The organism is Rhizobium sp. AN6A, from assembly GCF_900215635.1.
GTDB classification, from domain to species: Bacteria; Pseudomonadota; Alphaproteobacteria; order Rhizobiales; family Rhizobiaceae; genus Agrobacterium; species Agrobacterium tumefaciens.
This window is the reverse complement of sequence record NZ_OCNC01000001.1, coordinates 228546-254006: the sequence shown is the minus strand read 5'-3', so window position 1 is coordinate 254006 and position 25461 is coordinate 228546. Positions and strand designations below refer to the sequence as shown.

Genomic DNA, 25461 nt, shown 5'->3' with positions numbered 1-25461 from the left:
GAATTGTTTTTTTTCGAAATTTTTCGCCTTATGATGAGACCTGTGAAGGGCCAAAATGAGAATCAGGAAATTTTGATGCATAAGGTCGATAGTCCGGAAACGCGCGCCGTCGTGGTGCTTCAGAGAATGCGAAAAGACATCATTGACTGCGTGTTGATGCCAGGAAGCAAATTGAGATTCGAAGCAATGAAAGAGTCATACTCAGTCAGCTTCTCGACGATTAGAGAGGCGCTTTCGCGTTTGGCAGCAGAAGGCCTCGTGGTGTCGGTGGGGCAGCGCGGATTCGTCGTCGCGCCGGTTTCTCTGCGCGATCTTAATGATCTCACAGACGTGCGCGTGCTTATAGAGAAAGAAGCGCTTCGCCTGTCGATGCTCAAAGGAAACGACGCCTGGGAAGCCAATATTCTCGGAACCTACCATCGGATGGACCGACTACAGACCCGCTTGGGGGCCGAATATTACCTTTCAGAGGACTGGGCTGTGCTTCATAGCGCGTTTCACTCATCTCTGGTCAGTGCTTGCGATTCTCCTAATTTGGTCGAAATACGTCATCAGCTTTTTGAGCGGGCACATCGCTATCGCAGGATGTCGTCCCAGTTCCGGCCAAAATGGCGTGAAAAGACGGCGGAGCACACTGAGATCATGTCTGCCGTTCTAGAGCGTCAGGAGATGAAGGCCCTGCAGCTTATCGACCTGCATATACGGGAGACGACGCGGAACGTTATCATGCATGCGGGTCATCTTTTCACAGAACACCAAGACGAAATAGATAAGGCTCTGCGGCACGACGTCGCTGCGGAGGCCGAAAGCCTCGGGCGGTAAGGCGCCGGAAAGCTGTGGCGCGCGCCCTCCCGAGTTTTCCGGAACAGCGCAGGTGGCAGGTTCTTCCAGTAAGATACCCAAGTCGGTATCAGCCGTCGGACAGCTACGAGCTTTTCTCAAGAATCTGCTTCACCGCTTGCATAATATGCAGGCGGTGACATTGCCTGCGCGCTGTCTAACCCAGATGACGGCATCAGGGCCAAGCGCTCGAACTTGCGTTGCGTTGGCTTCAGGAGCTTGGCCGAGCGAAATGGCAACTCCGATTTGCACGTGCTCGATCGTGCAAAGATCTGCCCCAAATTGGAACTATTTTCTTTATTTTCGAAAATATTGGTTTATATCGTAATATAGTATCGCCATCGTGCAGATTGCGGTGGAGTGTGGATCCTGCTGCGGCCGGAGTCGGGATGGAGGACTCGAAAAATCATGACGGACACCCTACCGCTGGCAAAACTGGGTTTAACAAATTACGACCATGACGTTGTGGTGGTCGGCTTGGGTCCCGTGGGTACGACGCTCGCTACAATCCTAAGTTCCAAAGGCCTCTCCGTCCTGGCAATTGACTCCTCTGGAGACGTCTACGATCTACCCCGAGCGGTCGGGATGGACCATGAGGTCTTACGCATCTTTCAAAATCTAGGTGTCGCCGACGACCTTGCCGATGTCGTCGGTGAGTATCGGACATCGGAATATGTCAGTTCGACGGGCGAGGTACTCAGGCGCATGGTATCTCCAGAACCGCCGTTCCAGCTCGCCTGGCCGCCTTACGTCACATTCATGCAGCCTGGGCTGGAGAAAGCACTTCGCGCAAAAGCTCTGACGTTTCCATTGCTTCAGATCCGGCTTGCAACTGAAATCACGGCTTTAGAGGACCGCGGCGATCACGTGAACGTCGAAATTCGCGATCTGCGCACGGGTACCCTTGATGCGATTGCGTGCCGCTACGTAGTGGGATGCGACGGAGCCAGAAGCTTCGTGCGGGAACAGCTTGGTATCTCTTTCGAAGATCTCATCTTCGACGAGCCTTGGCTCGTTGTTGATATGCTGCTTTCAGACACGACTGTGAATCTACCGCAGGTTAACGTTCAGTACTGCAATCCGGCAAGACCGCATACCTACGTTGTAGGGCCGAAAAATCTGCGTCGTTGGGAATTCATGCTCATGCCGGGCGAAGATCCCGAGCAGATAAAGACGGAGCAAAGCGTTTGGCACTTTCTCCGTCCGTGGCTAGAACCTCACCAGGCTACGCTTTGGAGAGCGGCGACATATCGGTTCCATGCGTTGGTTGCGAAAAGTTGGCGCGAGGGCAATGTTTTCCTTGCTGGCGACGCATGTCATATGACGCCTCCATTTCTAGCGCAAGGGATGGTGCAAGGCATAAAGGACGCAGCGAACCTCGGCTGGAAAATCTCAGCGGTGCTCAAAGGGGCTTCCCCGGACCTGCTCGATAGTTACGAAATCGAAAGGCGACCGGTGGTTCGCGATGTGATCGCGACTACAAAGGCGCTGGGACAGATCATATGCGAACGTGATCCAGAACTGGCCACCGAACGCGACAGGGCCCTGCGGCGCCTGTGGGAGGAGGGGAAGGGCACCTTGGTTCGACAGGACCTCTTCCCCGCAATTTCTGCCGGCGTGATTGGCTGGAGCGGAAACGGCGAACCGGCGCCCGCAGCGGGCCGTCAGTCTCCCCAGCCATGGATCGTCTGCAAATCGGGGGATCGCCGCCGCCTTGATGACATTCTGCCTGAAGGCTTCAAGATCTTGGTGAATGCGGACTTCCACATCGGCATCGACACAGAGTTGGGGGCGGCCCGTGTCGCCGCCACTATCGTCAAAGTGTCCGCGGCGCCAATCCAAGGTGTCAATGCATGGCAGGAGGAACATACAGTATTCAAAGACTGGCTCAATCACTACGAATGCGGCGCGATTCTCGTCCGGCCAGATCATGTGGTCTTCGGCGGAGCGAAGGATGAGGCAGACCTCAATGGCCTCCTCCAGCAGCTACTAGCGCACCTGAGGTGACTAGCCACAGATGCCCGCACTGGGCAATCGGCCGCCGCGTGGCTGGGCGCACGGTGTGCCGTGACAATTTAAGACGGGGTAATTTATGAGGTTTGTAAGTTATCGGTTTGACGAAGTCATGTCATTCGGATGCGTTACCGATGAAGGGATTGCCGACCTGCGTGATCCCTCGGTGGTGGGGTGTGGCAGTCTCAAAGAATACATCGCTGCCCACTTTCCGGCGCTCGTCCCCAAAGGGCAGTTGAAGGCGGCTATTTCGCTGAACGACGTCGAACTATTGCCACCGATTCCAGATCCTTCCAAAGTGATTTGTGTGGCCACAAATTACTTCGAAGGGGAAATAGTCGGGCAGACGCGACCGCAATATCCCTTGCTGTTTACACGATTCGCTGATGCACAGACGGGCCACGGAACATCGATACTCAAACCTTCCGTCTCCGACATGTTCGATTTCGAGGGCGAGCTTGCCGTGATCATTGGCAAGACTGCCGAGGATGTCCAGGAAACGGAGGCTATGGACTATGTGGCCGGCTACTCCTGCTTCAACGATGGCAGCGCTCGCGATTGGCAGAAGCATTCAAGCCAGTTCACCGCAGGCAAAAACTTCTATCGAAGTGCAGGATTTGGACCCTGGATGGTGTCTTCCGACGAAATTGATCCAGCGCAACTCCAGCTTACGACCCGGGTAAATGGCATCGTCAAACAGAACATAAACACCAGTCAGATGATTTTCAGCATCGCCTACCTCGTGAGTTATGTGTCTCGTTTCACCCCGCTTTCGCCTGGCGACGTAGTCGTCACAGGAACTCCATCGGGATTCGGTTCGAAAAGGAATCCTCCCGAGTTTCTCCAGGTGGGAGACGTCATAGAGGTTGAAATCGGCGGTGTGGGTGTGTTGCGCAACATAATAGCTTCATCATAATTATCGCCATAATTTCGTAATATTTGATTTTTTCGAAAATTGTTGATTTACTCGGCGTTTCCGGATATTGCTAGCATTAGAGCAAGGCAGGAGGAGATTGCATGGATCATCTGGTTCACGCCATCGGGCACATCAAGATCAATACGAACGTGACTGAGGCGGTGATACGCGACGCGACGGAAATTCTAGGCCTCCATGTGACGCATGCCGACGAACAACATGTCTGGTTAAGCTCGAATGGACGCGCTGCCGAACTGGTACTGGTACGGTCGGAAGAGAACTCCGCGCACACGATCGGATTAGAAGCATTGACGACGGACGCTGTCCGAGAAGCTGAAAGCCGGGTCGAGGCAGCGGGGTGTAGGATTATTTCGACACAGCCGAGTATGCAATGCATTCAGGCGGGCCTGACGTTTTCGACTCCGGAGGGGCTCCGCTTCGAAATACACACGCCGATCGCCGATCAGATGTACCAGCGCCGTCATGCTACTCATGGCGTCGGGCCAACCAGAATGGACCACATAAACTTGATTACGCCGGACCCCGAGGCAACGCGCGCCCAACTGACGCGGATTGCGGGACTGCGCCTTTCGGAGCGACTGGTCAATGACAGCTTGAGCTGGATGTATGGCGGCAACCGTCAGCACCACATATTGGGTCTCGTCAAGGGGCAGGTGGGGGTGCACCACTACTCGTTCGAATTCGCCGAATTCGGCCAATATCTGAAGCTCGGCGATTTACTCGATCGGTTCGACAAACAAATACTCTGGGGACCCGGGCGCCATCGTCCAGGTGACAACACGTACGCTTATTATACAGACGCTAGCGGGGCGATGGTTGAGTGCTCGGGCGCCATGGCTATGGTAGCGGACGATGCCAGTTTTTCCCCGAACGTCATCACCAACCTCGCGCGGCCCGGTAACGTGCGCGTAATGAATGTTTGGGGCACGCCCGCCCCCCTCGAGTGGCGTGAGCACCATTTTCCATTTGCACGGATCGATTAACGGCCGGATGCGCACGGCTGGGTTCCCAATGCGCGGGACGAGCCATCCGTTCTCCAAGCGGCGGATCCTTTTCTTTGCGCCTTTTTGAACCGACCGCCGAATGACCTTCAGGAGAAATACATGCGAGAGAAATTGTCATTCTATTCCGACGGGCTGAAACTCTCGGGCGTGTTGCACGTCCCAGAGGGTCGAAAGCTGGGCGAGCGCCTGCCTACGTTCATCGTTCTTCACGGCTTCGTGGGATCGAAGGACGAGTCTCATGCCGAGATTCAGGCAACGCTGCTCGAAGAAATGGGCTATGCTGCGTTCCGTTTCGACTTCAGGTGTTGCGGTGAAAGCGAGGGTGAGCGGGCTCAGGTCCGTTGCCTTGACCAGGTAGCAGACACGAAGAATGCATTGTCCTTCATTTCAGATCGCGAGGAAATCGATCCCAAGAGGATTGGCGTAATTGGTCACAGCTTCGGTGCTGCTGTAGCGGTCTACACTGCGGGAGCAGACAGCCGCTTCGCCTGCGTCATTTCTTCTTGCGGCTGGGGCGACGGGGAGCGGAAGTTCCGCGGCCAGCATCCGACGCCTGAGGCTTGGTCCAAGTTCATCGGGCTGCTTGAGAAGGGTCGCAAGCATAAGGAAGAGACTGGCGAAAGTATGTGGATATCCCGCTTCGACGCCGTGCCGATTCCCGAACCGCTGCGAAAGAACCTGTCACCGAAGGCAATCATGGACATCCCAGTGGAAACGGCTTGGAGCATGTACAATTTCCGCGCCGAGGACGTGGTTGCAGACATCGCTCCGCGCCCGGCACTATTTTTCCATACTGCCGATGACAGCATCACGCCAACTGAACAGTCCATTCGGATGTTCGAAAAAGCGGGAAAGCCAGCTGAGCTCATGTTGTTAACAGGCACGTCTCATTTTCCGCTTTCACCTGAGGACGCCCCGCGCACCAGAATCGCGCTCAAAGGATGGCTGGACAAATTCTTCCCGTCACCTCTTACCTCCTGAAATCGAGGATTTTCTCATGGCAACCATCGACGAAGCTACGCTTCGCTCCTTTGCTGAAGAGCTTCTTCTCGCGGGCGGGTTTGCTCCGGATTCGGCAGCGCAGACGGCGCGCCTCCTTGTCTGGGCGAACATGCGTGGCGCTGATTCGCATGGCGTGTTGAGAATTCCACGTTACCTTGAGATGATCGATTTGGGAATCATTGACCCCGTCGCGATGCCGGAAACTGTGCATGAATTCGGGGCGATTGCTGTTATCGATGCCAAGCGCGCGCCAGGTGCGGTAGGCATGAACTACGCCACTGAAAAAGCAATCGCGCTCGCGAAGGCAAACGGTATCGGCTGGTGTTCGGCACGCAACATAACGCATTCCGGCGCAATCGGTTACTTCGCCGAGAGAATCGCCGCTGCCGGATTGGTCGCTATAGGCATGTCGGCGTCAAAACCGCTGATGACTTATCATGGCTCGAGGGCAGAGGCCGTATCGACGAATCCACTGGCGATCGCCGCGCCATCTTCGACCAACGATGATCCGCTTCTTTTGGATATGTCGACAGCGGCGGTCGCGCTGGGCAAGGTTATGGCCGCAAGAGACGCTGGACGGGAGATTCCTGAGGGATGGGGCTTGGACGAGAACGGAAAAAGAACAACCGATCCTCAAACAGTCAAAGTCTTGCTTCCCATGGCCGGTCCAAAGGGCTCCGGTTTGTCGCTTATGATCGAGGTGCTTTGCAGCCTGCTTGTCAGGAATGCGGTGATCGCACCCGCACTGTCTGGTCAGGCTGGCGGGGGGTTCAATGGGGCAATGATAGCACTGGACCCCCAGGCTTTCGGCGATGAGATCAGCTTCCGGGCTGATGTCCACGCTCTCTCAATGTCGATTTCGGAACTTCCCAAGGCGGCGGGTACAGACAGGATCCTGTTGCCTGGCCAGCGGGGTTTCGAAACCGCTCGGGAGCGCAAATCGAAGGGAATACCTCTCTCTGCGGGTACGAGGAAGAATTTGGTCACGCTCGCCCGCTCCCTCGGCGCGAAGATACCGGCCGTCTTGAGTTGAAATACCAATAGGCTTGGGGAGGAACAACATGACACCCAAAAAGCATGCTGGAAGCGTTGCCCATTGGAACAAACCCGATGCGAGCGCCAGAGTTCGGACAACCACGCGCTTCGGCCTCGTTCATGCTGGCATCGTGGCCGAGCGATATGCCGACAATTGTCGCTTGTCTCTGTATTTGTTTGCAAAGGCATGCTCGCTTCAGGTGGGTTTGGCTGGCTACACTCTGCGAGGCGGTGGCTTCCGATGAGCTTCGATATTGCCATTTTCCTATTTCAAGACGGTGTGGTCAACGGCGCCATTTTCGCTCTAATTGCGATAGGCGTGGTGCTGCTTTTTACCGTAAGTCGGGTAGTGCTCGTTAGCTTCGGTGATCTCATTGCCTACTCGGCCTTGACGCTGGCCTCTATTCAAGGACATCAATTACCTGGGATGGTGTGGCTGGTAGTAGGTCTGGCCATTCTTGCTGTTTTGATGGAGTGTTTCGACCTTGTGCGTCGCGGCTTTTCGAGCAGGTTGCCGCGTGCCATCGCAGTCTACGGCGTTCTTCCCATCATTCCCGTCATTTGTGCCGTGTGGCTCAGTTCCCTCCAACTGCCAATGATCATCCAAATCGCGCTCACGATAGCGCTGATCCTGCCGCTTGGACCGCTGATGTATCGGGTGGTATTTCAGCCGATGGCCAATGCCTCCCTACTCACAACTCTAATGGCTGCCGTCGCTGTGCATTTCGTGCTTTCGGGCCTGGCACTCCTGTTTTTTGGCGCGGAGGGGTACCGCACGAAGCCCTATGTAACTGGATCGTTCGATGTCGGTTTCACCGATGTGTCGCGGCTCTCCGTTGTGATTCTTGGCAGCGTGGTCTGCATAGTCGGCCTACTCTACCTTTTCTTCAATAGCACGTTAATGGGCAAAGCCCTGCGGGCGACCGCCGTGAATGCGGTCGGTGCTCGCATCGTCGGCATCCGGACACGTCGGGCAGGTTCACTGTCCTTCCTTCTGGCGACCGGGCTAGCAGCCCTGTCCGGGGTTTTGATCGGCCCAATGGTGACCATTTACTACGACACCGGCTTTATGGTGGGCCTGAAAGGGTTTGTCGGCGCTGTCGTGGGTGGCTTCGTAAGCTATCCCCTCGCACTTGCCGGTGCTCTCATTATTGGCCTCATAGATGCATTCTCCTCCTTTTATTCCAGCGCTTTCAAGGACGTCATAGTCTTCGCTTCACTGATACCCATCGTGATCGTGCGCTATCTGCTGGCCCCGCCCAAAGACGATGAAGTGGAGGACGAATCATGAATGCTAGGCAGCGCGTCGCGGCGGTCGCGTCCGTGTTTTTGATCTTGGTTGCCGTCCCGTTCATGCTCGGCAACTTCTATATCAATTTATTTAGCTTCATCGGTATCTACACGCTGGTCGCCTTGGGTGTCGTGTTGCTAACGGGCGCTGCCGGCCTCATATCGCTCGGCCAAGCCGCGTTCGTCGGGATAGGAGCCTATACGACTGCCGTGATGACGACGACATTCGCCCTCTCGCCCTGGTTTGGCTTGCTTGGAGCACTCGCGAACTGCACCGTGGTAGCCTTGATCCTCGGCGTGATTAGTCTTCGTCTATCAGGTCATTTTCTTGCGCTGATCACCATTGCCTGGGGTGTGACGATTTCCCTTCTATTCAGCAACATCCCGGGTCTGGGCGGCAACTCTGGCATCAGTGATATTCCGCCACTTTCAATACTCGGATACTCGTTGGTACAACAGACCCCATTTTACTATCTGGTTCTGATGCTTTTGGCCCTCGCGATGTGGGGTGCGTCTAATCTCCTGCAATCGCGCCAAGGCAGAGCTTTCAAGGCTTTGCGGGGTGGCGACGCCTTGGTAAAAAGCCTTGGCATAGACCCTTTCCACGCCCGCCTGAAAGTCTTCGTTGCAGCAGCGTTGCTGTCTGGACTTGCGGGCTGGTTATATGCCCATATGCAGCGCTATGTCGGCCCGGCTCCGTTCGAACTTTCGGATGGCATCATTTTTCTCCTCATGGCCGTCGTGGGAGGCGTCGGCTCCATTTGGGGTGCTGCGATCGGAGCCGCCGCAATCGTTGCGCTGAACACCGTGTTGCAAGACGTGCTGCCGCTCTTCACCGCCTCGTCGGGTAACGTCGAGGTGGTAGTCTACGGACTCATTTTCATAGTGCTTTTGCAGCGCGCCAGGAGCGGTGTGGTTGGGCTTTTAGGCGCATTCTTGCCCGCCGAGCGTAGGCACGTCTCTCAATCCAACCCTGCAGAGCGTTTTCCGAAGCGGCGCATGCCAACCGTTGGAACGGTGCTGCTCCGGGTAAGCAATTTGACACGGCGCTTCGGAGGCCTGACAGCGGTTGATGATGTCAGCTTCGATGTGCATGCCGGGGAGATTTTGGGGATAATCGGTCCCAACGGAGCTGGCAAAAGCACGACCTTTGATATGATTTCCGGCCTACGGCAGCCCACGAGCGGCAGTATTTTGTTCTCCTCGCGCGATTTCCGCCGCAGCGACACCCTGGCCTTCGTCCGGGCAGGCATGATGCGTACTTTCCAGCACGTCAAGCTCAGGCCCGCCATGACCCTGCTCGAGAACACGATGCTCGGAGGTCACTCAAGGACCAGAGCTGGTGCGATCAAAGGATTGTTAAAGCTTGATCGAAAGGAAGAACAAATCCTGCGGGAAGAGGCCTTGGAGCAACTCAAACGCGTCGGTCTTGGCGACCGCTCCCACCAACTCGCAGGGAGCCTTCCACTTGGCCAGCAACGCATCCTTGAAGTAGCGCGTGCCCTGACCGCGGATCCATCATTGCTGATGCTCGATGAACCCGCCGCTGGACTGCGCCAACTCGAGAAGTCAGATCTGGCGAAACTGCTTTCCACGCTGCGTTCAGAGGGCATGACCATCCTAATCGTCGAGCATGACATGGAGTTCTTGATGAGCTTGGCGGATCATATTGTCGTGCTCAACTTCGGCAGGAAGCTTGCTGACGGTGCGCCGGCAGAAATTCGCTCCAATCCAGACGTACAAGACGCCTATTTGGGAGCCCCGGTATGAGCATAATACTTGACGTCTCCAATATTGAGATCGGTTACGGAGAGGTCCTTGCCGTTCGCGGTGTGAACTTCGAGGTTCCAAGCGGCGCCGTCGTGACAATCGTCGGCGCGAACGGTGCGGGCAAGACTACTTTGCTGGCTGCCATCGCCGGGTTGCGGCCTTCGACTGGCGCGATCCGTTTCGACGGCAGATCGCTCCATGGCAACGACACCGAGGACCGTGTTGAAAAGGGGCTTTGCCTGGTGCCGGAACAACGGGAGTTGTTTGGTTCAATGACGGTTGCCGACAATCTGCTCCTCGGGGGATTTTCGATGCGGCGGGACAGGGCGGGCTACCGCAAGCGACTTGCCGAGGTCTACGACCGCTTTCCGAGGCTTGCAGAAAGGCGAGATCAGCTTGCCTGGACCCTATCGGGCGGCGAACGTCAGATGTTGGCGCTCGGCCGCGCCCTCATGAGCCAGCCGAGACTGCTGATGCTGGACGAGCCCAGCTTGGGTCTGGCTCCTCTGCTGGTACGAGAGATCTTTCGGATGATTGTCGGTCTGCGCGATACGGGCGTTTCCGTCTTGTTGGTGGAGCAAAATGCGCGTGCGGCCTTGGAAATCGCCGACTACGCGTATGTGATGGAGTCGGGCCAGTTTTCTTTCCATGGGTCGGCAAGCACCATGGTTAGTGACGCCAGGGTCGTGGAGACGTATTTCGGAAAATCCGCTTTGTCCTTCTGATATGGGGGCGGACGTCGCTGGTCATGTCGAAGTGATCGGGTTGCATGTCGCATTGCCTGCGCGTGTGCAACTTAATGAGAGCGTTGTCGTGGAGGCGCGCGTTAAGTGAAGTGGCTGGGGTCCGCCATGGGACTTCACATTGGGAGGATTAAGAGAATGAGACGTTTTCTTGCTGCTATCGCAGGTGCGATTGTGTTGTATTCTAATCCGGCTCTGGCCGAAATTGTAGTGGGGGTAAATTTACCTCTAAGCGGTCCCGCCGCCGGGCTGGGCTTATCGGTGCAACGGGGACTGGAGTTCGCGCCCAAGGAGATAGGCGGGGAGCCTGTTCGCTACATCGTACTAGACGACGGTAGCGATCCGTCTGCGGCAGTACGCAATGTGCGCAAGCTTGCCACTGAAAGCAACGTGGACGTCATCGTTGGGCCCGGCAGTGCTCCGGCAGGTTACGCGACTGCGCCCGTAGTGACGGAGCTCATGGTGCCGATGATCTCGGTTACACCCATCGAATTGAAGGGTGAAAAGGCGCGCTGGTTTGCGAATGTCCTAGGCAATAACGAAGCGTGGGCGGGCGCGGTCATTGCCGACATGAAAAGGAAAGGCGTGAAGCGTGTTGCATATATCGGTTACAGCGACACTTGGGGCGACATTGTGTACGACAACATTACGAGGCTGGCCGCTAAGGAAAGGATCGAGATCATAAGTGATGAACGTTACGCCCGGTCGGACACAAGCGTCAGTGGTCAGATTCTGAAGATGATTGCGATGGATCCGGACGCCGTTATGGTGGGCGCCTCAGCGAGCCCTGCAGCGCTGCCGAACACTTCGCTCATCGAACGGAACTTCACAAAGCCAATCTACAACACGGATGCCGTCATCGGTCCCGATTTTTTGCGGCTGCTCGGCGACGTCCCAGACAACGTTCTTGCCGCCAGTTACCTGGCCTTGGCACTACCGATGTTGCCGGACGATAATCCCGTCAAGATAGAAGGGCTTCCGGCCGTGGCCGCCTTCGAAGCCAAATTCGGTGCCGGATCTCTGGACGGCCAAGCCTCCGGCGGTATCGATGCGGGAATTATCCTGAGGGATATTGCAACGCGCGCCCTTGCGACGACCAAGCCAAGTACTCAGGAATTCCGGAATGCGCTACGTAGCGAACTTTACAACACGAAGAATTTGATCGGCACGCGCGGCATCTACAACTTCAGCGAAGGGAACCCATACGGCCTTGATGAGCGCTCGATAATCATGCTGAGAATCAGCGATGGAAAATGGGTATTGGCGAATTGAGAGATTGCTGACTGGAAATTGACCGGAATCTGTCACTCTCCATTTCGCTATGGTCGGTATCGCTATGCAGGACGGCGGTGTCTTGCGTAGTGATGACGCTGTTGACGAACATTCACGATCCCGTATTAAAGCGTCAATAGACTCTGCATCTTATACGAAAGTATACAGAGCCTTCCTTCCGAAGGTTGCGGCTTTGATTCTGGGAGCAATACGTGCCTAAGTCGAGAGAACAGACGCCTGCCGTAAAGTCGGCCAACAGAACGCTCGAAGTCCTTGAACTGATCGCCTATGTGGGTCAGCCAATAGCGTTCAACGAGATCGCCAGGGAGCTGAAAATTCCAAGCAGTTCTCTGTCGCTGTTGCTTTCCACTTTGGTCGCGAAGGGCTATCTGGAACATGTCAGCGGACGGGGTGGATTTCAATTGGGGTTGGCGAGCGAACGCTTGGCGAGCCGGATCTGGAAGTCCTCAAAGAATACTAACTTAGTCGGTCCACTCCTCAAGCAGATTTCCTACGCGCTGAAGGAATCTTCGGGCTACTACGAAATGCGCGGCGACATGGTGGAGTGCATTGAAACCGAATCGTACCAGCAGAAGGCGTTGTCCTACAGTATGCAGGTTGGCGAGCGCGTCCGCATATATGCCAATTCATGCGGTAAGATTTTGCTTTCGAAGCTAAACGATGAGGAATTCGACAAGTACTTGGAAAGAGCGGAATTGCGGGCATATACCGAGAGTACCATAACCAGCGCTTCAAAATTGAGGTCCGAAATCAGCGAAATTAGAGCGACAGGGATTGCCCGCACGTTCAGCGAATATGTAGCAGGGATCACCGCTGTCGCGGTCGCGTTAGAACGTAATGGCAGTGTGGTGGGTGCAATCAACGTCGCCGTACCCGCATCGCGTTACAATTTGGACTTGGATAGCAAAATAGTTGAAACGCTTCAAAACGCCCAAAGACAGTTCTCGAACTCTTGACTTCACAAATCTTTTCAATCCACATCCAAGGCGCTGACAAACGAGGTTGTTTTAAACGACTATTGGCCGGCCGGCGCTTACCAGATTGTAACTAGATTGGTGGCTGTCCTTTTTGCTTTGATGCGAGCGGCGAGCAACACGTCGTCGGACGAAACTGTCGAGGAACTCTTTCCATTCTTGGGGTGAGCGGCGGGCGTCTTTGAGCATCTGCTCCAATTCGTCCATGGTCGTCTGTCAGTACGGTCACGGATTCATCGTCTCCTGTGTACACGGAGATAATGCTGCCGTAGCTCAGGTTATCATTGTTGGAGACGATTGCCTAAAGAAGCTCTTCGCGGCAGTCACCATATCGTCCAACACACCCTGTCCATCATTTGCAGGATAGAACTCGGCACCGAAGCCGACCAACGCTACGCCGCAATACTCCACCCTGTTCGACATGGGCGAGCTTATGTCGAAGAAGCGGCGGAAGGCTGCTGACAATTCCGGATCGCCAAGATCTGCCTTGTCGCTCAAAAGCACTAGATCTCGCTGCCGTGATGAACCGAGACGATCTTCTTCGATTAGAAATGGCGCCAGCGAGTTGAGGCAGTCCCAGATCGCATCAGTCGGATCCTTGTAGACTTTGGATTCGCCCCAGGTCTTGAGGTCCATCTTACAGAGAACATGTGGGATGCCTAAGAAACGCTCTGCTAGAAGGAACAGAAGCATTTCCCGCCGTCCTCGGTCTTGGCGAGGTCGGTGAACACGGCTCTTGCTTTTTCATGGAGAGCTGCGACGGGATTGGATCTCTTTTCGATCGTTAATTCAATCGCTAGCCCCTCGTCTTGCGACCAGTCGCCGATCTTCAGGTCGCGGTAGTGGAAACTGCCGTGGCTCAGGCTGTGGCCGAACGGAAACAGGATGTTGCCGCTGTCCTTTTCGAAGTGCTTGTAACCGATATCCACACCCTCGTCATAAGCGACCTTGGCGTGCTTTTCATGTCGCTTCGTCATCGGGTGGCTCTACGACCGGCCCGCCTCGCTCCGTCCAGGTCAAGATCACTTCGCCTTCCTCGGTTGATCCGGACAGGAAGTCGAGTTCCGGCTGAACGGAAGACGTCGTTGCGATGGAATTGTCGCTCAACTCGTACTCCTTTAACTCGACCAAATCTGGCTTTGGTTAACACGACCGCACATTAGATATCCGGCATAATTTACTTTTGGAAGATGCAAAGCTAAAACGCTGATGTTTTTAATTCGTGTGCATCTTCATGGCCTTGGGGACTGAAGCATCCGTAAACTACCTTGCGGTCATCGGTGACGATCGTCATACTGCTTTGCTTTATCTGACCACTATGTACTTTGCTGTGGGACGGACTTGGCTGCACATTCTCAGCCCGAGCCACCTTGGCTTTGGTTGGTGAAGTGGCCGGGTAGTCAGTGCTCCACTGAGGATCGTAGCTCAGCCTGATAAAACGAAATCTTCGTGATTTTTCGATACCAAATAACCTACCGTTCATGGAGATGCATCAGTGCCGTTTAGCGACCCTAATCATCCGCTCTGGAAGCCGGAAAACCTTCGTCGTGCCATCCATGCAGCAGGAGTGGCCCTTTGGTCATGGAACGTCACCAATGATCGTTTTGCGATGGACGAAAAGGGATTCGAGCTATGGGGCTTGGAAAAAAGCGGCGAGGTCAAGTTTGAGGACCTCTCGGCCCACATTCATCCAGCCGACCGCGACCGGGTGCGCGCTGCATTCACGGCAACGCGCGGGATCGTCGGATCATATGAGATCGATTTCCGCATCATGGTGAGCAATGAAATTCGATGGGTATCCGCGCGCGGGTTGGGCGACGATACCGCCTTGCACGAGGGGCAGATGTTCGGAGTATTCCTCGATGTGACCGGCCGCAAGCAGGCTGAAGAAGGCAACGAATTGCTGGCTGGCGAGATGAGCCACCGGGTGAAAAATCTCCTCGCGATTGCCATGGGCCTCACCAACATAACCTCGCAGTCGACGGCAACAGCTAAGGAAATGGCGAAGGAATTAACAGCCCGGCTGGCAGCACTCGGAAGAGCACATGACCTCGTGCGCCCGATCCCGGGTTCACAAGGACATGCCGCTCTTCTGGGCGACCTTCTATCCGTTCTGCTGGCGCCATATGAGGATCTCGGGGCATTCAAAGGGCGCATTCGGGTTGCCGTGCCACGCATGGGAGTAGGGGAGGCAGCCGCGACTTCACTGGCGCTTATCTTCCACGAGCTGGCGACAAACTCTATGAAATACGGCGCCTTGTCGGAGGATACTGGAGCTCTTGATCTGTCCGGATCAACCGAGGAAGGCGAAGTGATCTTGACCTGGACGGAGCGAGGCGGGCCGGTCGTAGAGCCACCCGATGGCGAAAAGGGTTACGGAAGCAAGCTGCTCAATCGCAGTGTCTCGAGCCAACTAGGCGGGACGATCACCTACGACTGGTCTGAGAAAGGGCTATTGGTGGTGTTGAAACTGAGCGCTGAGAAACTTGCCAAGTAGAGATTGAAATGCTTGGTTCTGCGAACCTTATAGCTGTCGACCCGTCCATGCGTTTAGTTGGTCAACGACGTTATCGTTGCTGTAGGACTTCGCAAAGAAGTGAGCGCCAGCAGGGAGATCTATGTCCTCGGGCCTTATTCTGCCTGACGCTACGATAATTCCCGCTTTAGGAAATCGTTCCGCCACGGCGTGTGCGAGATCCACCCCAGATAACCGACCGGGCTTTGAATGCCCGTGAAAAGGAAGTGGATGGTCTGACCGTCGATGATACGGACGGCTTCATCGGCATTCGACACCTCGACCGCATCGAACCCCGCGTCTTCCAGAGCGTCAATGATGGTCAGCCGAATAAGCGGTTCATCCTCAACGACAAGAAGTCTGTGCATGCCTGTCATCAAGGCCATCTTACATCACGCCTTTGGTCTCAATCGTGTCCACACGGCGAGGTCAAGAGGAGGTAACTCTTGTCTAAAGGTTTAGTTCTTCACCCTCGGTCCGGTTGCTAGCGGAGACAGCGTTGTGTGAAACGGCCTGCGCTGCATCGGTGCGCTATTAAGATATTCCTGACCTTTGCGCAGCGGCCAATTGCGACTGGTCGAGGAGCCACTGCTATGACAACACGGGAAATCGTCGTTAAGGCGTCACTTCGAGACAAGCAGGGCTCAGAATAAGATTAGTACGAAATCGTACGCTAGCCGAAATTGTGCATGTTTTCCGTAGTTTGCCATCTGCTCGAACGTTAGGTTTTAGGGAGAAATGCATCAGGAGTGCCCAGTTTTGGGGGGGAATGTCGATCTCGATCATCGTTTTCTCATCTAAACGTACCATTTCGCACTAATCTTGTTCTGACCCCTAAAACCGATGGCCGAAGGCTTCAAGCCGTTGAGGTTGCCAGGCAAAATACTCCGCGCAGCATGACGTTCATTCTCGGTTCATCGTTGCAGTACGGTTTGGAGCAGACCTTGCTCTGACCCCAGCCTGAGTGTCCGCTACAAAGTTGCTTTACATTAGAGGTTGGACGTCGTACATGTCCAGCCAGACAAGAAGTTGGACGTCCAACATATAGTTGATGACGATGTTTTGAAAGTGCATATCAAATATTTAGCAACCTTTGGTTGCTCTAAAGCAGTCAAGCGGGATGCAATTCGAGCAGTGCCACATTGGGGGTTTTTTCTGGAGAGTGGGAATATCATTATGAAAAGTGATGAAAGTATAAAACTCGAGAATAACACAGATAAAACATTGGTGGAGCGAAGCGACGAGGGATGGAAACGTGGCACTATTTTAGCCAAATGCACTTCAAATCTGTTTTTATCGGCTTCTTCATTTGTGCTCGGGATTTTGTTTTCCCTGAACGCGCAGGCCCAGAATGTCTCACTATCTGGTAGCAATGGCGAAATTGGTGGTTGCAGCACGGTTTACGTCCCAAGTGAATGTGCGACGGAAACGCGCGCTGCCATCGGGCCCGTTAATGCCGGAACCTGGACGCATACCTCGGGACCAAGATCAGGCGTGCTAATCGGTGCCAATCTCAGCAACAGTAACTCGGGTCCACTGGCCAGCGGTACAGCCTCTGCTACCGCGGGGGGCGTTGCCAACACGGGTCGCGTTTTCGTAGGTTTTGAAAACAATACATCCGGTTCTTTCGGCATTTCGGGGGATGGATCGAGGTGGACGGTGGCAGGAGGGTTTACCGTTGGTCACTATGGAAATGGGAGCCTGTCGATAGCAGACGGCGGTTATCTTCAAAATGGAAATGGATTTATAGGAACATTCCAAGGGAGCTCGGGCGAGGCTTTGGTCTCCGGAGTTTCGCAATCAGGATCGCGTTCAACGTGGGTCAATACGGGACGATTATATCTGGGAGGTGACATATATTCGCCAGCTAGTCGGCCGGGCGGCCAAGGCAGTTTGACAGTCGCGGATGGAGCCCTCGTGAGCGTTGGTGGAAGCCTAGGAAATGTTTCCATAGGAACCTCCGTGGGAGGCGTGGGCGTAGTAAATATCGCAGGCGTTAATTTAGGCTCGGGCTATCGGTCAACCCTGAACGCCGGTGGGGAGATCAGACTCGGCGATTTCGGCACCGGTACGTTGGATATTGCGGAAGGTGCTCTGGTAAAGAGTGGCTCCACGGTGATCGGTGGATACACGGGTATTGTTGAGCTTCCGGCTGATGGCGGAAATACGGTGTTTCCAACAGGCGCAGTTGGTTCGGCATCGGTCCATGGAACGAGCGGTGGATATCGAGCGACATGGGAGAACACAGGTGCATTCTTTGTCGGCAATTACAATGAAGGCTCATTATCCATTTATGATCAGGGGCTAGTTACCAGTGGGCTTTCTCTTATCGGCAACCGCCCTGGAACCGTCGGGCATGTGGAGGTGTCGGGAAGCGGATCACAATGGATTGTCAATAATAATTTGACAGCTGGTTCTGGCGGGCAAGGTTCATTGACTATTACACAGGGTGGCTACGTCGAAGCGCAAAGCGTCAATATAGGGCTTTCGTCTCCAGATGGAAGTATCCTTGTCAGTGATAGCAGTTCGCATTTGAATGTTATCGGATCGATGCTGGTCGCGTATACCGGAAATGGCACTTTAACTGTCGCAAACAACGGTAAGGTTTCTGCGCAATTCATTGATGTCGCCGGGTATTCGGGTACCGGTGTAATCAATGTTGGAACCGGTGGTGTTTCGGGTTTCATTGATACTGCTGTGATCACTGGGCGGCGAGGCAACGCGACGTTGAATTTCAACCATAGCGATGACATTGGGTTTTTGCCGAAGCTTACTGGCAATCTGGACGTCAATCAGGTTAATTCTGGCGCGACAACACTTACTGCCGTGAATGATTATGCAGGAATGACGACGATCGACGCCGGCACCTTGCGGGCAGGTCTCAGTGGTGCGTTCAGTTCGAATTCCGATCATGTGGTTAACGCGCGTGGAACACTTGACCTCAATGGTTTTGATCAGACGATCGCTTCGCTGCAAAATGACGGTATCATAACCTTTGCAGGAGTGCCGGGCGCCACCCTGACGCTTGCGGGCGATTACCGAGGCGGGGGCGGCACAGTCTTGTTCAACACTGTACTTGGTGACGACGAATCGTCGACTGACAGACTCGTCGTATCAGGAGATACTTCGGGTAATTCCAGTGTGAAGGTGGCTAATATAAGTGGCAGCGGCGCTCCTACTGTTGAAGGTATTAAGATCATTGATGTCGCTGGTATTTCGGCAGGCACATTCTCGCTTTTGGGCGATTACGTCTTCGAAGGTGAACAAGCAGTTGTCGGTGGTGCTTATGGCTACCGGCTCTACCAGGGCGGCACATCGACACCTGATGACGGTGACTGGTATCTTCGTTCCCAGCTTAAACCGGTTGATTCCATAGAACCTGATACGCCGCTTTATCAGCCTGGTGTTCCGACGTATGAAGCTTATCCGCAGCTGCTGCTGGGCTTGAATAGCGTGCCCACGCTGCAGCAGCGCGTCGGCAGCCGATACTGGAATAATGCAGGTAATCACGTTGTTGCAGAGGGTACTGACGAGCCGGCCCCTAACGCGTCACCATCAAAAAGCGGACAGTTCATCGAACAGAATGCAGTCTGGGGTCGCATGGGAGGTGAGCATCACCGCATCAACCCGCGTGCATCCACGTCATCGACCGATTACGGCTTCGATACCTTCCTCATGCAGGCAGGCGTTGATGGTATGCTTTCCGAAAGTGAAAGCGGCACGCTGATCGGTGGAGTGACAGTTCACTATGTGCATGGCAAGGCTGATACGCGCTCGATCTATGGCAATGGCGATATCTCGACCAATGGTTATGGCTTTGGGGGAACGTTGACCTGGTATGGCGAAAATGGCTTTTACATTGACGGTCAGACCCAGGCGACGTGGTATAATAGCGGTTTGAGTTCAAACTTGGCCAATACCGGGCTTAAGGGCAGCAATGACGGGTTTGGCTATTCGTTCTCGGCAGAAACTGGCAAGCGGATCGCGATTGATGAGAACTGGTCTGTAACGCCTCAGGCCCAACTGAGCTACTCCCATGTCGACTTTGACAGTTTCGATGATGTGTTTGGCGCCCGTGTCAGTCTCGACCGGGGCGAAAGCCTCAAGGGTCGCCTTGGTCTTTCTGTTGAACGCCAGACATCATGGTACAATGACGATGGCCTTCTGAACCGCGCCAATGTCTACGGTATCTCCAATCTGTACTATGAGTTCCTCGATGGGACCCGAGTTGATGTTTCTGGCACCGGATTCACCAGTCGCAACGAGAAGCTTTGGGGCGGGATCGGGCTGGGCGGCTCTTACAACTGGGATAACGATAAATATTCGATCTATGCCGAAGGCAGCATTAACACCAGCCTCAGTGCCTTTGCTGACAGTTACTCATACAAGGGTACCGTCGGGTTCCGCGTGAAGTGGTAATCGCATTCACACGTCGCAGAGATGCCATCGAACAGTGAAATTTGGCAAGAAGCCGTGGTGTGGAGACCCGCACACGTTGATACTGGGACAGCGCAATCATCTCCCGATGGCCCGCCATTGGGGAGACATCTCTTTCGCTGCTTGGCCTATCCCTTTGCGCTAACGTCTGGACTGTAAGCGACAAGCTGACCCCATCTGGCGCCGGTAGCATCGGCTCCGTTATTGAATAGAGACGAATGGCAAGCTGTGAGCTTCTATGTCTGCGCCTGGCTTGCTGTACAGACACGCAAATCACAGCGCGCCGTCGCCCCCCTTATTTTGAACGCTCGTTGCCACAAGGGCAGGAATCGAGACAAGTCTACGAAAACGCTTCGGTGTTGACAAAAAGGCAGTATGCTGATTGTGAATTAGTGAAGGGAAACAAGCCTAAACATTGCCGACTGATCTCCCACAGGAGGAGCCCCCAATGTATAGACGCCCCTATAATAAACGCCGGAAAGTTTTATCGGCGTCAAAGGGCTAACGTCCACAACTCCGTTTGTAGGCGGAACAGGCAAGGATTCTAGAACGTAAGGCGGTCGACCCGATGTCCTGGATTGTTTTTCGAAACTGAAGATGAGTTAAACAACGACATGGCAGCATAAATGACTGGGACGGCGTCAAAACGTATCTTGGAATACATCCGAGAAAAAAAGCTTGTCGTTGGTAACCAACTTCCTGGCGAAATGGAGATTGCCAGGGAACTTGAGTTAAGCCGAAATTCGGTACGCGAGGCGTATGTTGCCTTGAGCGCCAAGGGTGTCATTCGGCGCATTCACGGCATCGGTACATTCGTTGCATCTCCCATCCTGAACGTTACTCGAGAAACAGTCGGATTTTGGGGGCTGATCAAGGACGCGGGTATGACGCCAACGCTAGAAGAAATTTCCCGCGACAAAGTAGCTCCGTCCGACGATGTTTCTACTCTTTTAGAGATAAAGCGGGGTGTCAAAGTGAGCCGTCTCCGCTGGTTGTACCGCGCCAATGGTGCCCCCTGCATACTCGTCGATCATTACCTGCCGCGCCAAATACCAGTGAACATTTTTGATGTGTCGAGGCGAGACGTCTTATCAGACCTTCAAGAATATCTCACTATTGAGGGTTCTGCTCTAACAATGCGTACAAGCGCGGTCAAAGCTACCCAGGAAGTTGCGACCTTGCTAAATATTGGTGTCCAGGACGCTATGATACGGGATTTAGCCAATATTCAATCCGGTGTAGGAGAGACAGTTATCGTTTCGGTCGTTTGGATGACCCCGGGACTGTTAAGCAGACAGTTGACGGTTCCATTGTCCTCTCAACACTTCACACCTATCGAGTAATGGGTGTCCAGAATTCCAGCTCTGAATTAGAATTTTGATTTCAAATTTGTGCAGCGAGCGTTACGCTGAATTCATCGTATCCGCGCCATGGCGCAGTGGAATGCGGTGAGCGCTGCAATTGCCTGAGTTTAACGACAAGCGCATTCACGGCCGTTGATCAAACTACGTGACATCGCCCTTCAACCACATAGCGGTCGTGTAATCACGGGGTCAGCAGTTCGATTCCTATCAAGACCGTGGATTGGCACAGTTCAAGCGAAGTCCCGCTCTCAACTTTGCCGAAGTGCATTGTTCATGATCAGAGGAGTGGGTGCCAAAATGGTCTTCTGGCACGCTCCGACTTAAACTGCTGCGTTATTCAGGCGGCCCGTTGTCCCCGCAAAACACTGTCGGAGCCTTGTCCACCACGCAAATCAAACTGTGCTAGCAACTGGTTGAGCGCGGCGGCTTCTCGAGCAAGGCTGTGGCTCGCCGCGGTGGACTGCTCGACCATGGCTGCATTCTGCTGGGTGCCCTGGTCCATCACGTTGACAGCGGTGTTGATCTCTTGCAGTCCAGTGGACTGTTCGCGGGAGGATTCGACGATCGCATTGACATGGCGGTTTATTTCCCGGACCTCGTCGACAATTGTGTCGAGTGAGCTTCCAGTCTGCTTTACCAGGCTGACCCCGGTCTGAACCTGCGAACCGGAAGCCGCGATCAGAGTCTTGATTTCCTTTGCGGCCGTCGCCGAACGTTGCGCGAGTTCGCGAACTTCCTGTGCAACGACTGCAAACCCTTTTCCGGCTTCACCTGCGCGAGCAGCTTCAACACCGGCATTCAAGGCCAGCAGGTTGGTCTGGAATGCGATCTCATCGATAACAGAGATAATGTTGCCCATTTCTCCTGCGGATTTCTCTATGGCCATCATGGCCTGTACGGCGTCCTGCATCAATTCGCCCGAGCGTTCTACGCCGCTTCGCGCCTTCTCAACCAGCTTGCCCGCATCGTCAGCGCGTTTGGCTGAGTCCCTTACGGTCGTGGTGATCTGTTCCAGCGCCGCAGCGGTTTCCTCGACAGATGCAGCCTGCTGTTCTGTACGTCTCGACAGATCGTCAGCTGCAGATCTGATTTCATTTGCACCAGCATCGATGCCGGCCGCATTTTGCCCAACGGATTTCAAAACCGAATGGAGTTTTTCGACCGATCCGTTGAAATTAGAGCGAAGCTCGTCAAGCGCACCTGTGAAAGGGGTCCGGATCCGGTGAGAGACATTACCATTTGCCAGCGCTTCTAGTCCTCCACGGAGGGCATCGACTGCGAACTTTGTGTTCGCTGCCTCTTCCGCTTTCTGTTTTTCTCGCTCCAGTCTCTCGTTTTCAGACATGACACGGTCAGCATCTGTCTGTTTTTCGAGACGATCCTTTTCGATTGCGTTGTCACGGAAGACCGCGACTGCCGATGCCATGCTGCCGAGCTCATCACGTCGATCAGCGCCTGGAACGACCTCATCGACCTTTCCAGAAGCAAGCGACATCATACGTGAGCGGAGACGCTCGATTGGAGACGTGATCTCGCGTTTCGTAACAAACACGGCCAAGAGCAGCGTGAGCGCAAACACACCGGCCAAGGTGAGAAGGGTGTACAGGATGGTGTCGTTTGTCTTGTCGGAGAGTTCCGCGGACTTGTTCTTGATGTTGTCGCTGGCGCTATTGATCCACGTTCTCATCTCAGCAATGGTCTTGGCAGCCTTCTCGTCAGCCTGCACGAGCAGCGCTTTTGCTTCCTCATCGCGATTGGCCGAGCCTGCTGCTACCGCCTTGTCGGTAATCTCGATGATTGATTCAGCCTGAGACTGGAGAGCGCCAAGCGTCTGGCCTTCTTCTGGCAACAGCTTTTCGGCATTGTCGATCAGTTCGTGAAGTCTCGTCTTGCTCGCCGCGTAGTCATCCGTCGCTCTTTTCATTCCTGATGTGCCACCGTCGTACAGGAAGACCTGATACGCGTCATAGACGATTGAAACCAAGCGCTGGCTGGCGATCGCCATGTCGATCTCCGCGTTACCATCCTTGGATATGAAGTCGGTGTACTCAGTGTCAGCGGATTTAAAGTTGCTGGAGACGTAGAGAGCCCCTCCAATGCCAATCAGGCATGTGGGAAGGACCAGGGACAGGACTTTCGTCCTGATCCGGAGGTTTTGCATGAGTGACATGGTGACACTTCCATGAACAGAGGGCGAGACACAAAAAAGGGGTGGATATCATTGTCCGCGTTTCAGAGCGGCTTCTGCCGTTCGCGCCTCTACCCCAAGATTATGTAGGATAATATTCTCTCAAAACATTAAAGTGTTGTTAAGCTTATTTTGGGTTGAAATAGATGCTTTAGGAGATATTCAAAACAACTCTAAATAAGCATTTTCTGCTTTTCCTGCTAAGGAGTTGGTTTTAGCGTGGTTGTCCTCTGTGCCTTTGTGAGCGCCGGTCCATTCGCGGCAGGATCAGACGGGGAGATGAACTTCGGTGTCACTGGCGATGCCGCACCGAATTCGGCATCATCGAGAACGGTCAGCGTCCTCCTTTGCTTCCCACTCAGCTCCTGGTATCGAACGCTGCTTGTCGGGATCCGCTGCAATAAGGCTGGCATCGACGGCAAATCCTTCTGCGAGGCATCGCTCCACTACCGTTTCAAAAATATGTCGCAGAATATCGTTCTGCCGGAACAGGCCATGGCGATGACGTTGTGCCATTGTCCCAAAGGCGGGAATGCGGATGCTGGGTGTGGGCATCGGTGATGCACGCTTGAACGTCGGCATACCCGATACTCTCTGTCATTGCAGAAATGAATTGTTGTCAGTCTAATGAACTCGACCTCCTCACATCCTGCTTCAGGAATTGGGGCTATCCTACAATCTAGTCAGGGTCGACAATCGCACAAAGCTCATGTCGGAGCCGGGCGATTTCCTGACCATCAATCCTAAAGGCTATGTGGCGGCGCTCGCGCTCGACACCGGGGACGTTCTGACCGAGGGGCCGGCGATCCTCCAGTATCTGGCGGACCTGAAGCCGGATTCGGGCCTGGCCCCAGCCAATGGCACCCTGGAGCGCGCCCGGCTCCAGGAATGGCTCAACTTCGTCACCAGCGAGATTCATGCTGGATCGAGCCCGCTGTTCAACAGAGACCTGCCGGAGACGGTGCGGGACCTCTTCGAGACGAAGCTGACCCGGCGTTTCGATTTCATCGAAACCCGCTTCGCGACCCAAGATTATCTGATGGGCAACCGCTTCACGGTCGTGGACGCTTACCTCTTCACAGTCCTCGGCTGGATAAAGGGATTTGGCATTGACCTCAGCCGCTGGCCGAAAGTCGCAGCCTACATGCAGCGGATTGCGATTCGCCCTTCGGTCGCGGCGGCGCTGGAGCGGGAAGCCGCAGTCGCGTTTGTGGCGTGAGCAACTGCCTTTCAGAATAGGCGAGGGACCGGGACGTGCGCCGCGTCGCCGTTTATGGGGACCGGTGGCGTGGGCGCGGCGATATCTGCGGCGCCCTTGTTCGCGCTCATCGGGGTGGCTCCCGGATCATCTCTATCTGTGGGGGTGCTTATGTGCTCTCGGCCGCCGGTCTGCTTGATGGTCGCCGCGCCACGACGCACTGGCGTTTCGCCGAGCACCTGGCCTACCGCTATCCTGCTATCAAGATCGACGCGACCTGTCTCTATGTCGATGAGGGGGACATTCTGACATTGGCCGGCAGCTCGGCAGGCATCGATCTGTGTCTGCATATCGTCCGGTCGGATTTCGGGGCGGAACTTGCCAATACGGTGGCGCTTCGCCTCGTCATGTATAGCCATCGCCAGGGCGGCCAGTCCCAGTTCATCGAGCGGCCCGTGCCCTTGAGGCGAGAGGCTGACCGCCTGTCGTCGATCCTCGACCACATTCTCGCCAACCTTCAGGATTCGCACACAATCAGTTCACTTGCCCGCCACGCCGGCATGAGCGAGCACACTTTTCAGCGTCGCTTTCAGTCCCTGACCGGTTTATCCCCGCTCAAGTGGATCCTGAGGGAGCGACTGGAGCAAGCCCGCATTCTGCTTGAAACCAGCACGACCGCACCCGATGAGATTGGCAGAGCGACTGGACTTGGAAGCGCCGAAAACCTGAGGCTTCAATTTGGCCGGCATTATGGGGTCAGCCCCTGGACTTACCGCAATCGTTTTTCCCAACGGCCAGCAGGTGACCAGCCGCGCCTCAACGGCGCCAATCAAATTTCTCCAATTTTATTGAGGTGAC

At 54.7% G+C, this 25461-nt stretch carries 22 protein-coding genes and 1 pseudogene; 16 read left to right on the top strand and 7 right to left on the bottom strand.

Features of this window, described 5'->3' with window-relative positions; translation table 11 throughout:
• Positions 1-75: 75 nt before the first annotated feature.
• The 11 genes from CRO62_RS01155 (at position 76) to CRO62_RS01105 (ending at position 12883) form a co-directional block, all read left to right on the top strand.
• Entirely contained in the window at positions 76-822 is a 747-nt protein-coding gene (locus tag CRO62_RS01155; RefSeq protein WP_097098877.1) for a GntR family transcriptional regulator, read from the top strand.
• Between the two features lie 426 nt (positions 823-1248).
• Positions 1249-2847, top strand: coding sequence for a bifunctional 3-(3-hydroxy-phenyl)propionate/3-hydroxycinnamic acid hydroxylase (locus CRO62_RS01150; protein WP_097098832.1), 1599 nt, complete (start codon positions 1249-1251; stop codon positions 2845-2847).
• Between the two features lie 85 nt (positions 2848-2932).
• The gene (locus CRO62_RS01145) at positions 2933-3769 is read left to right on the top strand and encodes a fumarylacetoacetate hydrolase family protein (protein WP_097098831.1); all 837 of its coding nucleotides are present in this window, start codon (positions 2933-2935) and stop codon (positions 3767-3769) included.
• Positions 3770-3870: 101 nt separating this feature from the next.
• A complete protein-coding gene (locus CRO62_RS01140) occupies positions 3871-4773 on the top strand; it encodes a VOC family protein (protein ID WP_097098830.1) in 903 nt (300 codons plus the stop codon).
• Positions 4774-4893: 120 nt separating this feature from the next.
• Positions 4894-5775, top strand: a complete 882-nt coding sequence (locus tag CRO62_RS01135) for an alpha/beta hydrolase (protein WP_097098829.1) — start codon at positions 4894-4896, stop codon at positions 5773-5775.
• Positions 5776-5791: 16 nt separating this feature from the next.
• Entirely contained in the window at positions 5792-6829 is a 1038-nt protein-coding gene (locus tag CRO62_RS01130) for an Ldh family oxidoreductase (protein WP_097098828.1), read from the top strand.
• A gap of 243 nt (positions 6830-7072) precedes the next feature.
• Positions 7073-8122 (top strand): branched-chain amino acid ABC transporter permease, encoded by a 1050-nt coding sequence (locus CRO62_RS01125; protein ID WP_097098876.1) that lies wholly within the window; start codon positions 7073-7075, stop codon positions 8120-8122.
• Entirely contained in the window at positions 8119-9891 is a 1773-nt protein-coding gene (locus tag CRO62_RS01120) for an ATP-binding cassette domain-containing protein (RefSeq protein ID WP_097098827.1), read from the top strand. Before CRO62_RS01125 ends, CRO62_RS01120 begins: the two co-directional genes overlap by 4 nt.
• On the top strand, positions 9888-10616 hold the full coding sequence (locus CRO62_RS01115) for an ABC transporter ATP-binding protein (RefSeq protein ID WP_097098826.1): 729 nt from the start codon (positions 9888-9890) through the stop codon (positions 10614-10616). Before CRO62_RS01120 ends, CRO62_RS01115 begins: the two co-directional genes overlap by 4 nt.
• Before the next feature lie 156 nt (positions 10617-10772).
• Complete coding sequence (locus CRO62_RS01110; RefSeq protein WP_179784426.1) at positions 10773-11906, top strand: ABC transporter substrate-binding protein; 1134 nt, start codon at positions 10773-10775, stop codon at positions 11904-11906.
• Between the two features lie 212 nt (positions 11907-12118).
• Positions 12119-12883, top strand: a complete 765-nt coding sequence (locus CRO62_RS01105; RefSeq protein ID WP_097098824.1) for an IclR family transcriptional regulator — start codon at positions 12119-12121, stop codon at positions 12881-12883.
• Between the two features lie 77 nt (positions 12884-12960).
• On the opposite strand, the pseudogene CRO62_RS27450 reads toward CRO62_RS01105, so the two are convergent.
• The 4 genes and pseudogenes from CRO62_RS27450 to CRO62_RS27135 all read right to left on the bottom strand — a co-directional run.
• Positions 12961-13202: pseudogene (locus tag CRO62_RS27450) on the bottom strand (hypothetical protein); the annotation flags it as partial.
• Positions 13175-13537 (bottom strand): DUF1837 domain-containing protein, encoded by a 363-nt coding sequence (locus tag CRO62_RS27445; RefSeq protein ID WP_373694504.1) that lies wholly within the window; start codon positions 13535-13537, stop codon positions 13175-13177. The pseudogene CRO62_RS27450 and the gene CRO62_RS27445, both read right to left, overlap by 28 nt.
• Before the next feature lie 38 nt (positions 13538-13575).
• Positions 13576-13878 carry a hypothetical protein gene (locus CRO62_RS27440; RefSeq protein ID WP_323455419.1) on the bottom strand — a complete coding sequence of 101 codons (303 nt, stop codon included), beginning with the start codon at positions 13876-13878 and terminating at the stop codon, positions 13576-13578.
• Positions 13862-14008 (bottom strand): hypothetical protein, encoded by a 147-nt coding sequence (locus CRO62_RS27135; protein ID WP_179784425.1) that lies wholly within the window; start codon positions 14006-14008, stop codon positions 13862-13864. The genes CRO62_RS27440 and CRO62_RS27135 overlap by 17 nt, the downstream gene beginning before the upstream one ends.
• Positions 14009-14396: 388 nt before the next feature.
• On the opposite strand from CRO62_RS27135, the gene CRO62_RS01095 reads away from it, so the two are divergent.
• On the top strand, positions 14397-15398 hold the full coding sequence (locus tag CRO62_RS01095) for a sensor histidine kinase (protein ID WP_097098823.1): 1002 nt from the start codon (positions 14397-14399) through the stop codon (positions 15396-15398).
• Between the two features lie 149 nt (positions 15399-15547).
• On the opposite strand, the gene CRO62_RS27435 is transcribed toward CRO62_RS01095, so the two are convergent.
• On the bottom strand, positions 15548-15784 hold the full coding sequence (locus tag CRO62_RS27435) for a hypothetical protein (protein ID WP_323455418.1): 237 nt from the start codon (positions 15782-15784) through the stop codon (positions 15548-15550).
• A gap of 661 nt (positions 15785-16445) precedes the next feature.
• On the opposite strand from CRO62_RS27435, the gene CRO62_RS01085 reads away from it, so the two are divergent.
• Positions 16446-19835 carry an autotransporter outer membrane beta-barrel domain-containing protein gene (locus CRO62_RS01085; protein ID WP_143539367.1) on the top strand — a complete coding sequence of 1130 codons (3390 nt, stop codon included), beginning with the start codon at positions 16446-16448 and terminating at the stop codon, positions 19833-19835.
• Positions 19836-20479: 644 nt separating this feature from the next.
• Entirely contained in the window at positions 20480-21196 is a 717-nt protein-coding gene (locus CRO62_RS01080) for a GntR family transcriptional regulator (RefSeq protein ID WP_097098821.1), read from the top strand.
• A gap of 358 nt (positions 21197-21554) precedes the next feature.
• Here CRO62_RS01080 and CRO62_RS01075 read toward each other — a convergent pair whose 3' ends face one another.
• The gene (locus CRO62_RS01075) at positions 21555-23222 is read right to left on the bottom strand and encodes a methyl-accepting chemotaxis protein (RefSeq protein WP_272448208.1); all 1668 of its coding nucleotides are present in this window, start codon (positions 23220-23222) and stop codon (positions 21555-21557) included.
• A gap of 504 nt (positions 23223-23726) precedes the next feature.
• Positions 23727-23987: a hypothetical protein gene (locus tag CRO62_RS01070; RefSeq protein WP_373694505.1), complete on the bottom strand. Its 261-nt coding sequence runs from the start codon at positions 23985-23987 to the stop codon at positions 23727-23729.
• Between the two features lie 64 nt (positions 23988-24051).
• On the opposite strand from CRO62_RS01070, the gene CRO62_RS01065 reads away from it, so the two are divergent.
• Both CRO62_RS01065 and CRO62_RS01060 read left to right on the top strand, forming a co-directional pair.
• On the top strand, positions 24052-24624 hold the full coding sequence (locus CRO62_RS01065) for a glutathione binding-like protein (protein WP_097098819.1): 573 nt from the start codon (positions 24052-24054) through the stop codon (positions 24622-24624).
• A 35-nt stretch (positions 24625-24659) separates the two neighbouring features.
• Positions 24660-25460: a helix-turn-helix domain-containing protein gene (locus CRO62_RS01060; RefSeq protein ID WP_097098818.1), complete on the top strand. Its 801-nt coding sequence runs from the start codon at positions 24660-24662 to the stop codon at positions 25458-25460.
• The last annotated feature ends 1 nt before the right edge of the window (position 25461 follow it).

Excerpts from the sequence above, each read along its gene's own strand:
- CRO62_RS01155 (WP_097098877.1), top strand. The coding sequence starts at position 76 with ATGCATAAGGTCGATAGTCCGGAAACGCGCGCCGTCGTGGTGCTTCAG.
- CRO62_RS01150 (WP_097098832.1), top strand. The coding sequence starts at position 1,249 with ATGACGGACACCCTACCGCTGGCAAAACTGGGTTTAACAAATTACGAC.
- CRO62_RS01145 (WP_097098831.1), top strand. The coding sequence starts at position 2,933 with ATGAGGTTTGTAAGTTATCGGTTTGACGAAGTCATGTCATTCGGATGC.
- CRO62_RS01140 (WP_097098830.1), top strand. The coding sequence starts at position 3,871 with ATGGATCATCTGGTTCACGCCATCGGGCACATCAAGATCAATACGAAC.
- CRO62_RS01135 (WP_097098829.1), top strand. The coding sequence starts at position 4,894 with ATGCGAGAGAAATTGTCATTCTATTCCGACGGGCTGAAACTCTCGGGC.
- CRO62_RS01130 (WP_097098828.1), top strand. The coding sequence starts at position 5,792 with ATGGCAACCATCGACGAAGCTACGCTTCGCTCCTTTGCTGAAGAGCTT.
- CRO62_RS01125 (WP_097098876.1), top strand. The coding sequence starts at position 7,073 with ATGAGCTTCGATATTGCCATTTTCCTATTTCAAGACGGTGTGGTCAAC.
- CRO62_RS01120 (WP_097098827.1), top strand. The coding sequence starts at position 8,119 with ATGAATGCTAGGCAGCGCGTCGCGGCGGTCGCGTCCGTGTTTTTGATC.
- CRO62_RS01115 (WP_097098826.1), top strand. The coding sequence starts at position 9,888 with ATGAGCATAATACTTGACGTCTCCAATATTGAGATCGGTTACGGAGAG.
- CRO62_RS01110 (WP_179784426.1), top strand. The coding sequence starts at position 10,773 with ATGAGACGTTTTCTTGCTGCTATCGCAGGTGCGATTGTGTTGTATTCT.
- CRO62_RS27445 (WP_373694504.1), bottom strand. The coding sequence starts at position 13,537 with ATGGACCTCAAGACCTGGGGCGAATCCAAAGTCTACAAGGATCCGACT.
- CRO62_RS27440 (WP_323455419.1), bottom strand. The coding sequence starts at position 13,878 with ATGACGAAGCGACATGAAAAGCACGCCAAGGTCGCTTATGACGAGGGT.
- CRO62_RS27435 (WP_323455418.1), bottom strand. The coding sequence starts at position 15,784 with ATGCACAGACTTCTTGTCGTTGAGGATGAACCGCTTATTCGGCTGACC.
- CRO62_RS01080 (WP_097098821.1), top strand. The coding sequence starts at position 20,480 with ATGACTGGGACGGCGTCAAAACGTATCTTGGAATACATCCGAGAAAAA.
- CRO62_RS01075 (WP_272448208.1), bottom strand. The coding sequence starts at position 23,222 with ATGGCGATCGCCAGCCAGCGCTTGGTTTCAATCGTCTATGACGCGTAT.
- CRO62_RS01070 (WP_373694505.1), bottom strand. The coding sequence starts at position 23,987 with ATGCCGACGTTCAAGCGTGCATCACCGATGCCCACACCCAGCATCCGC.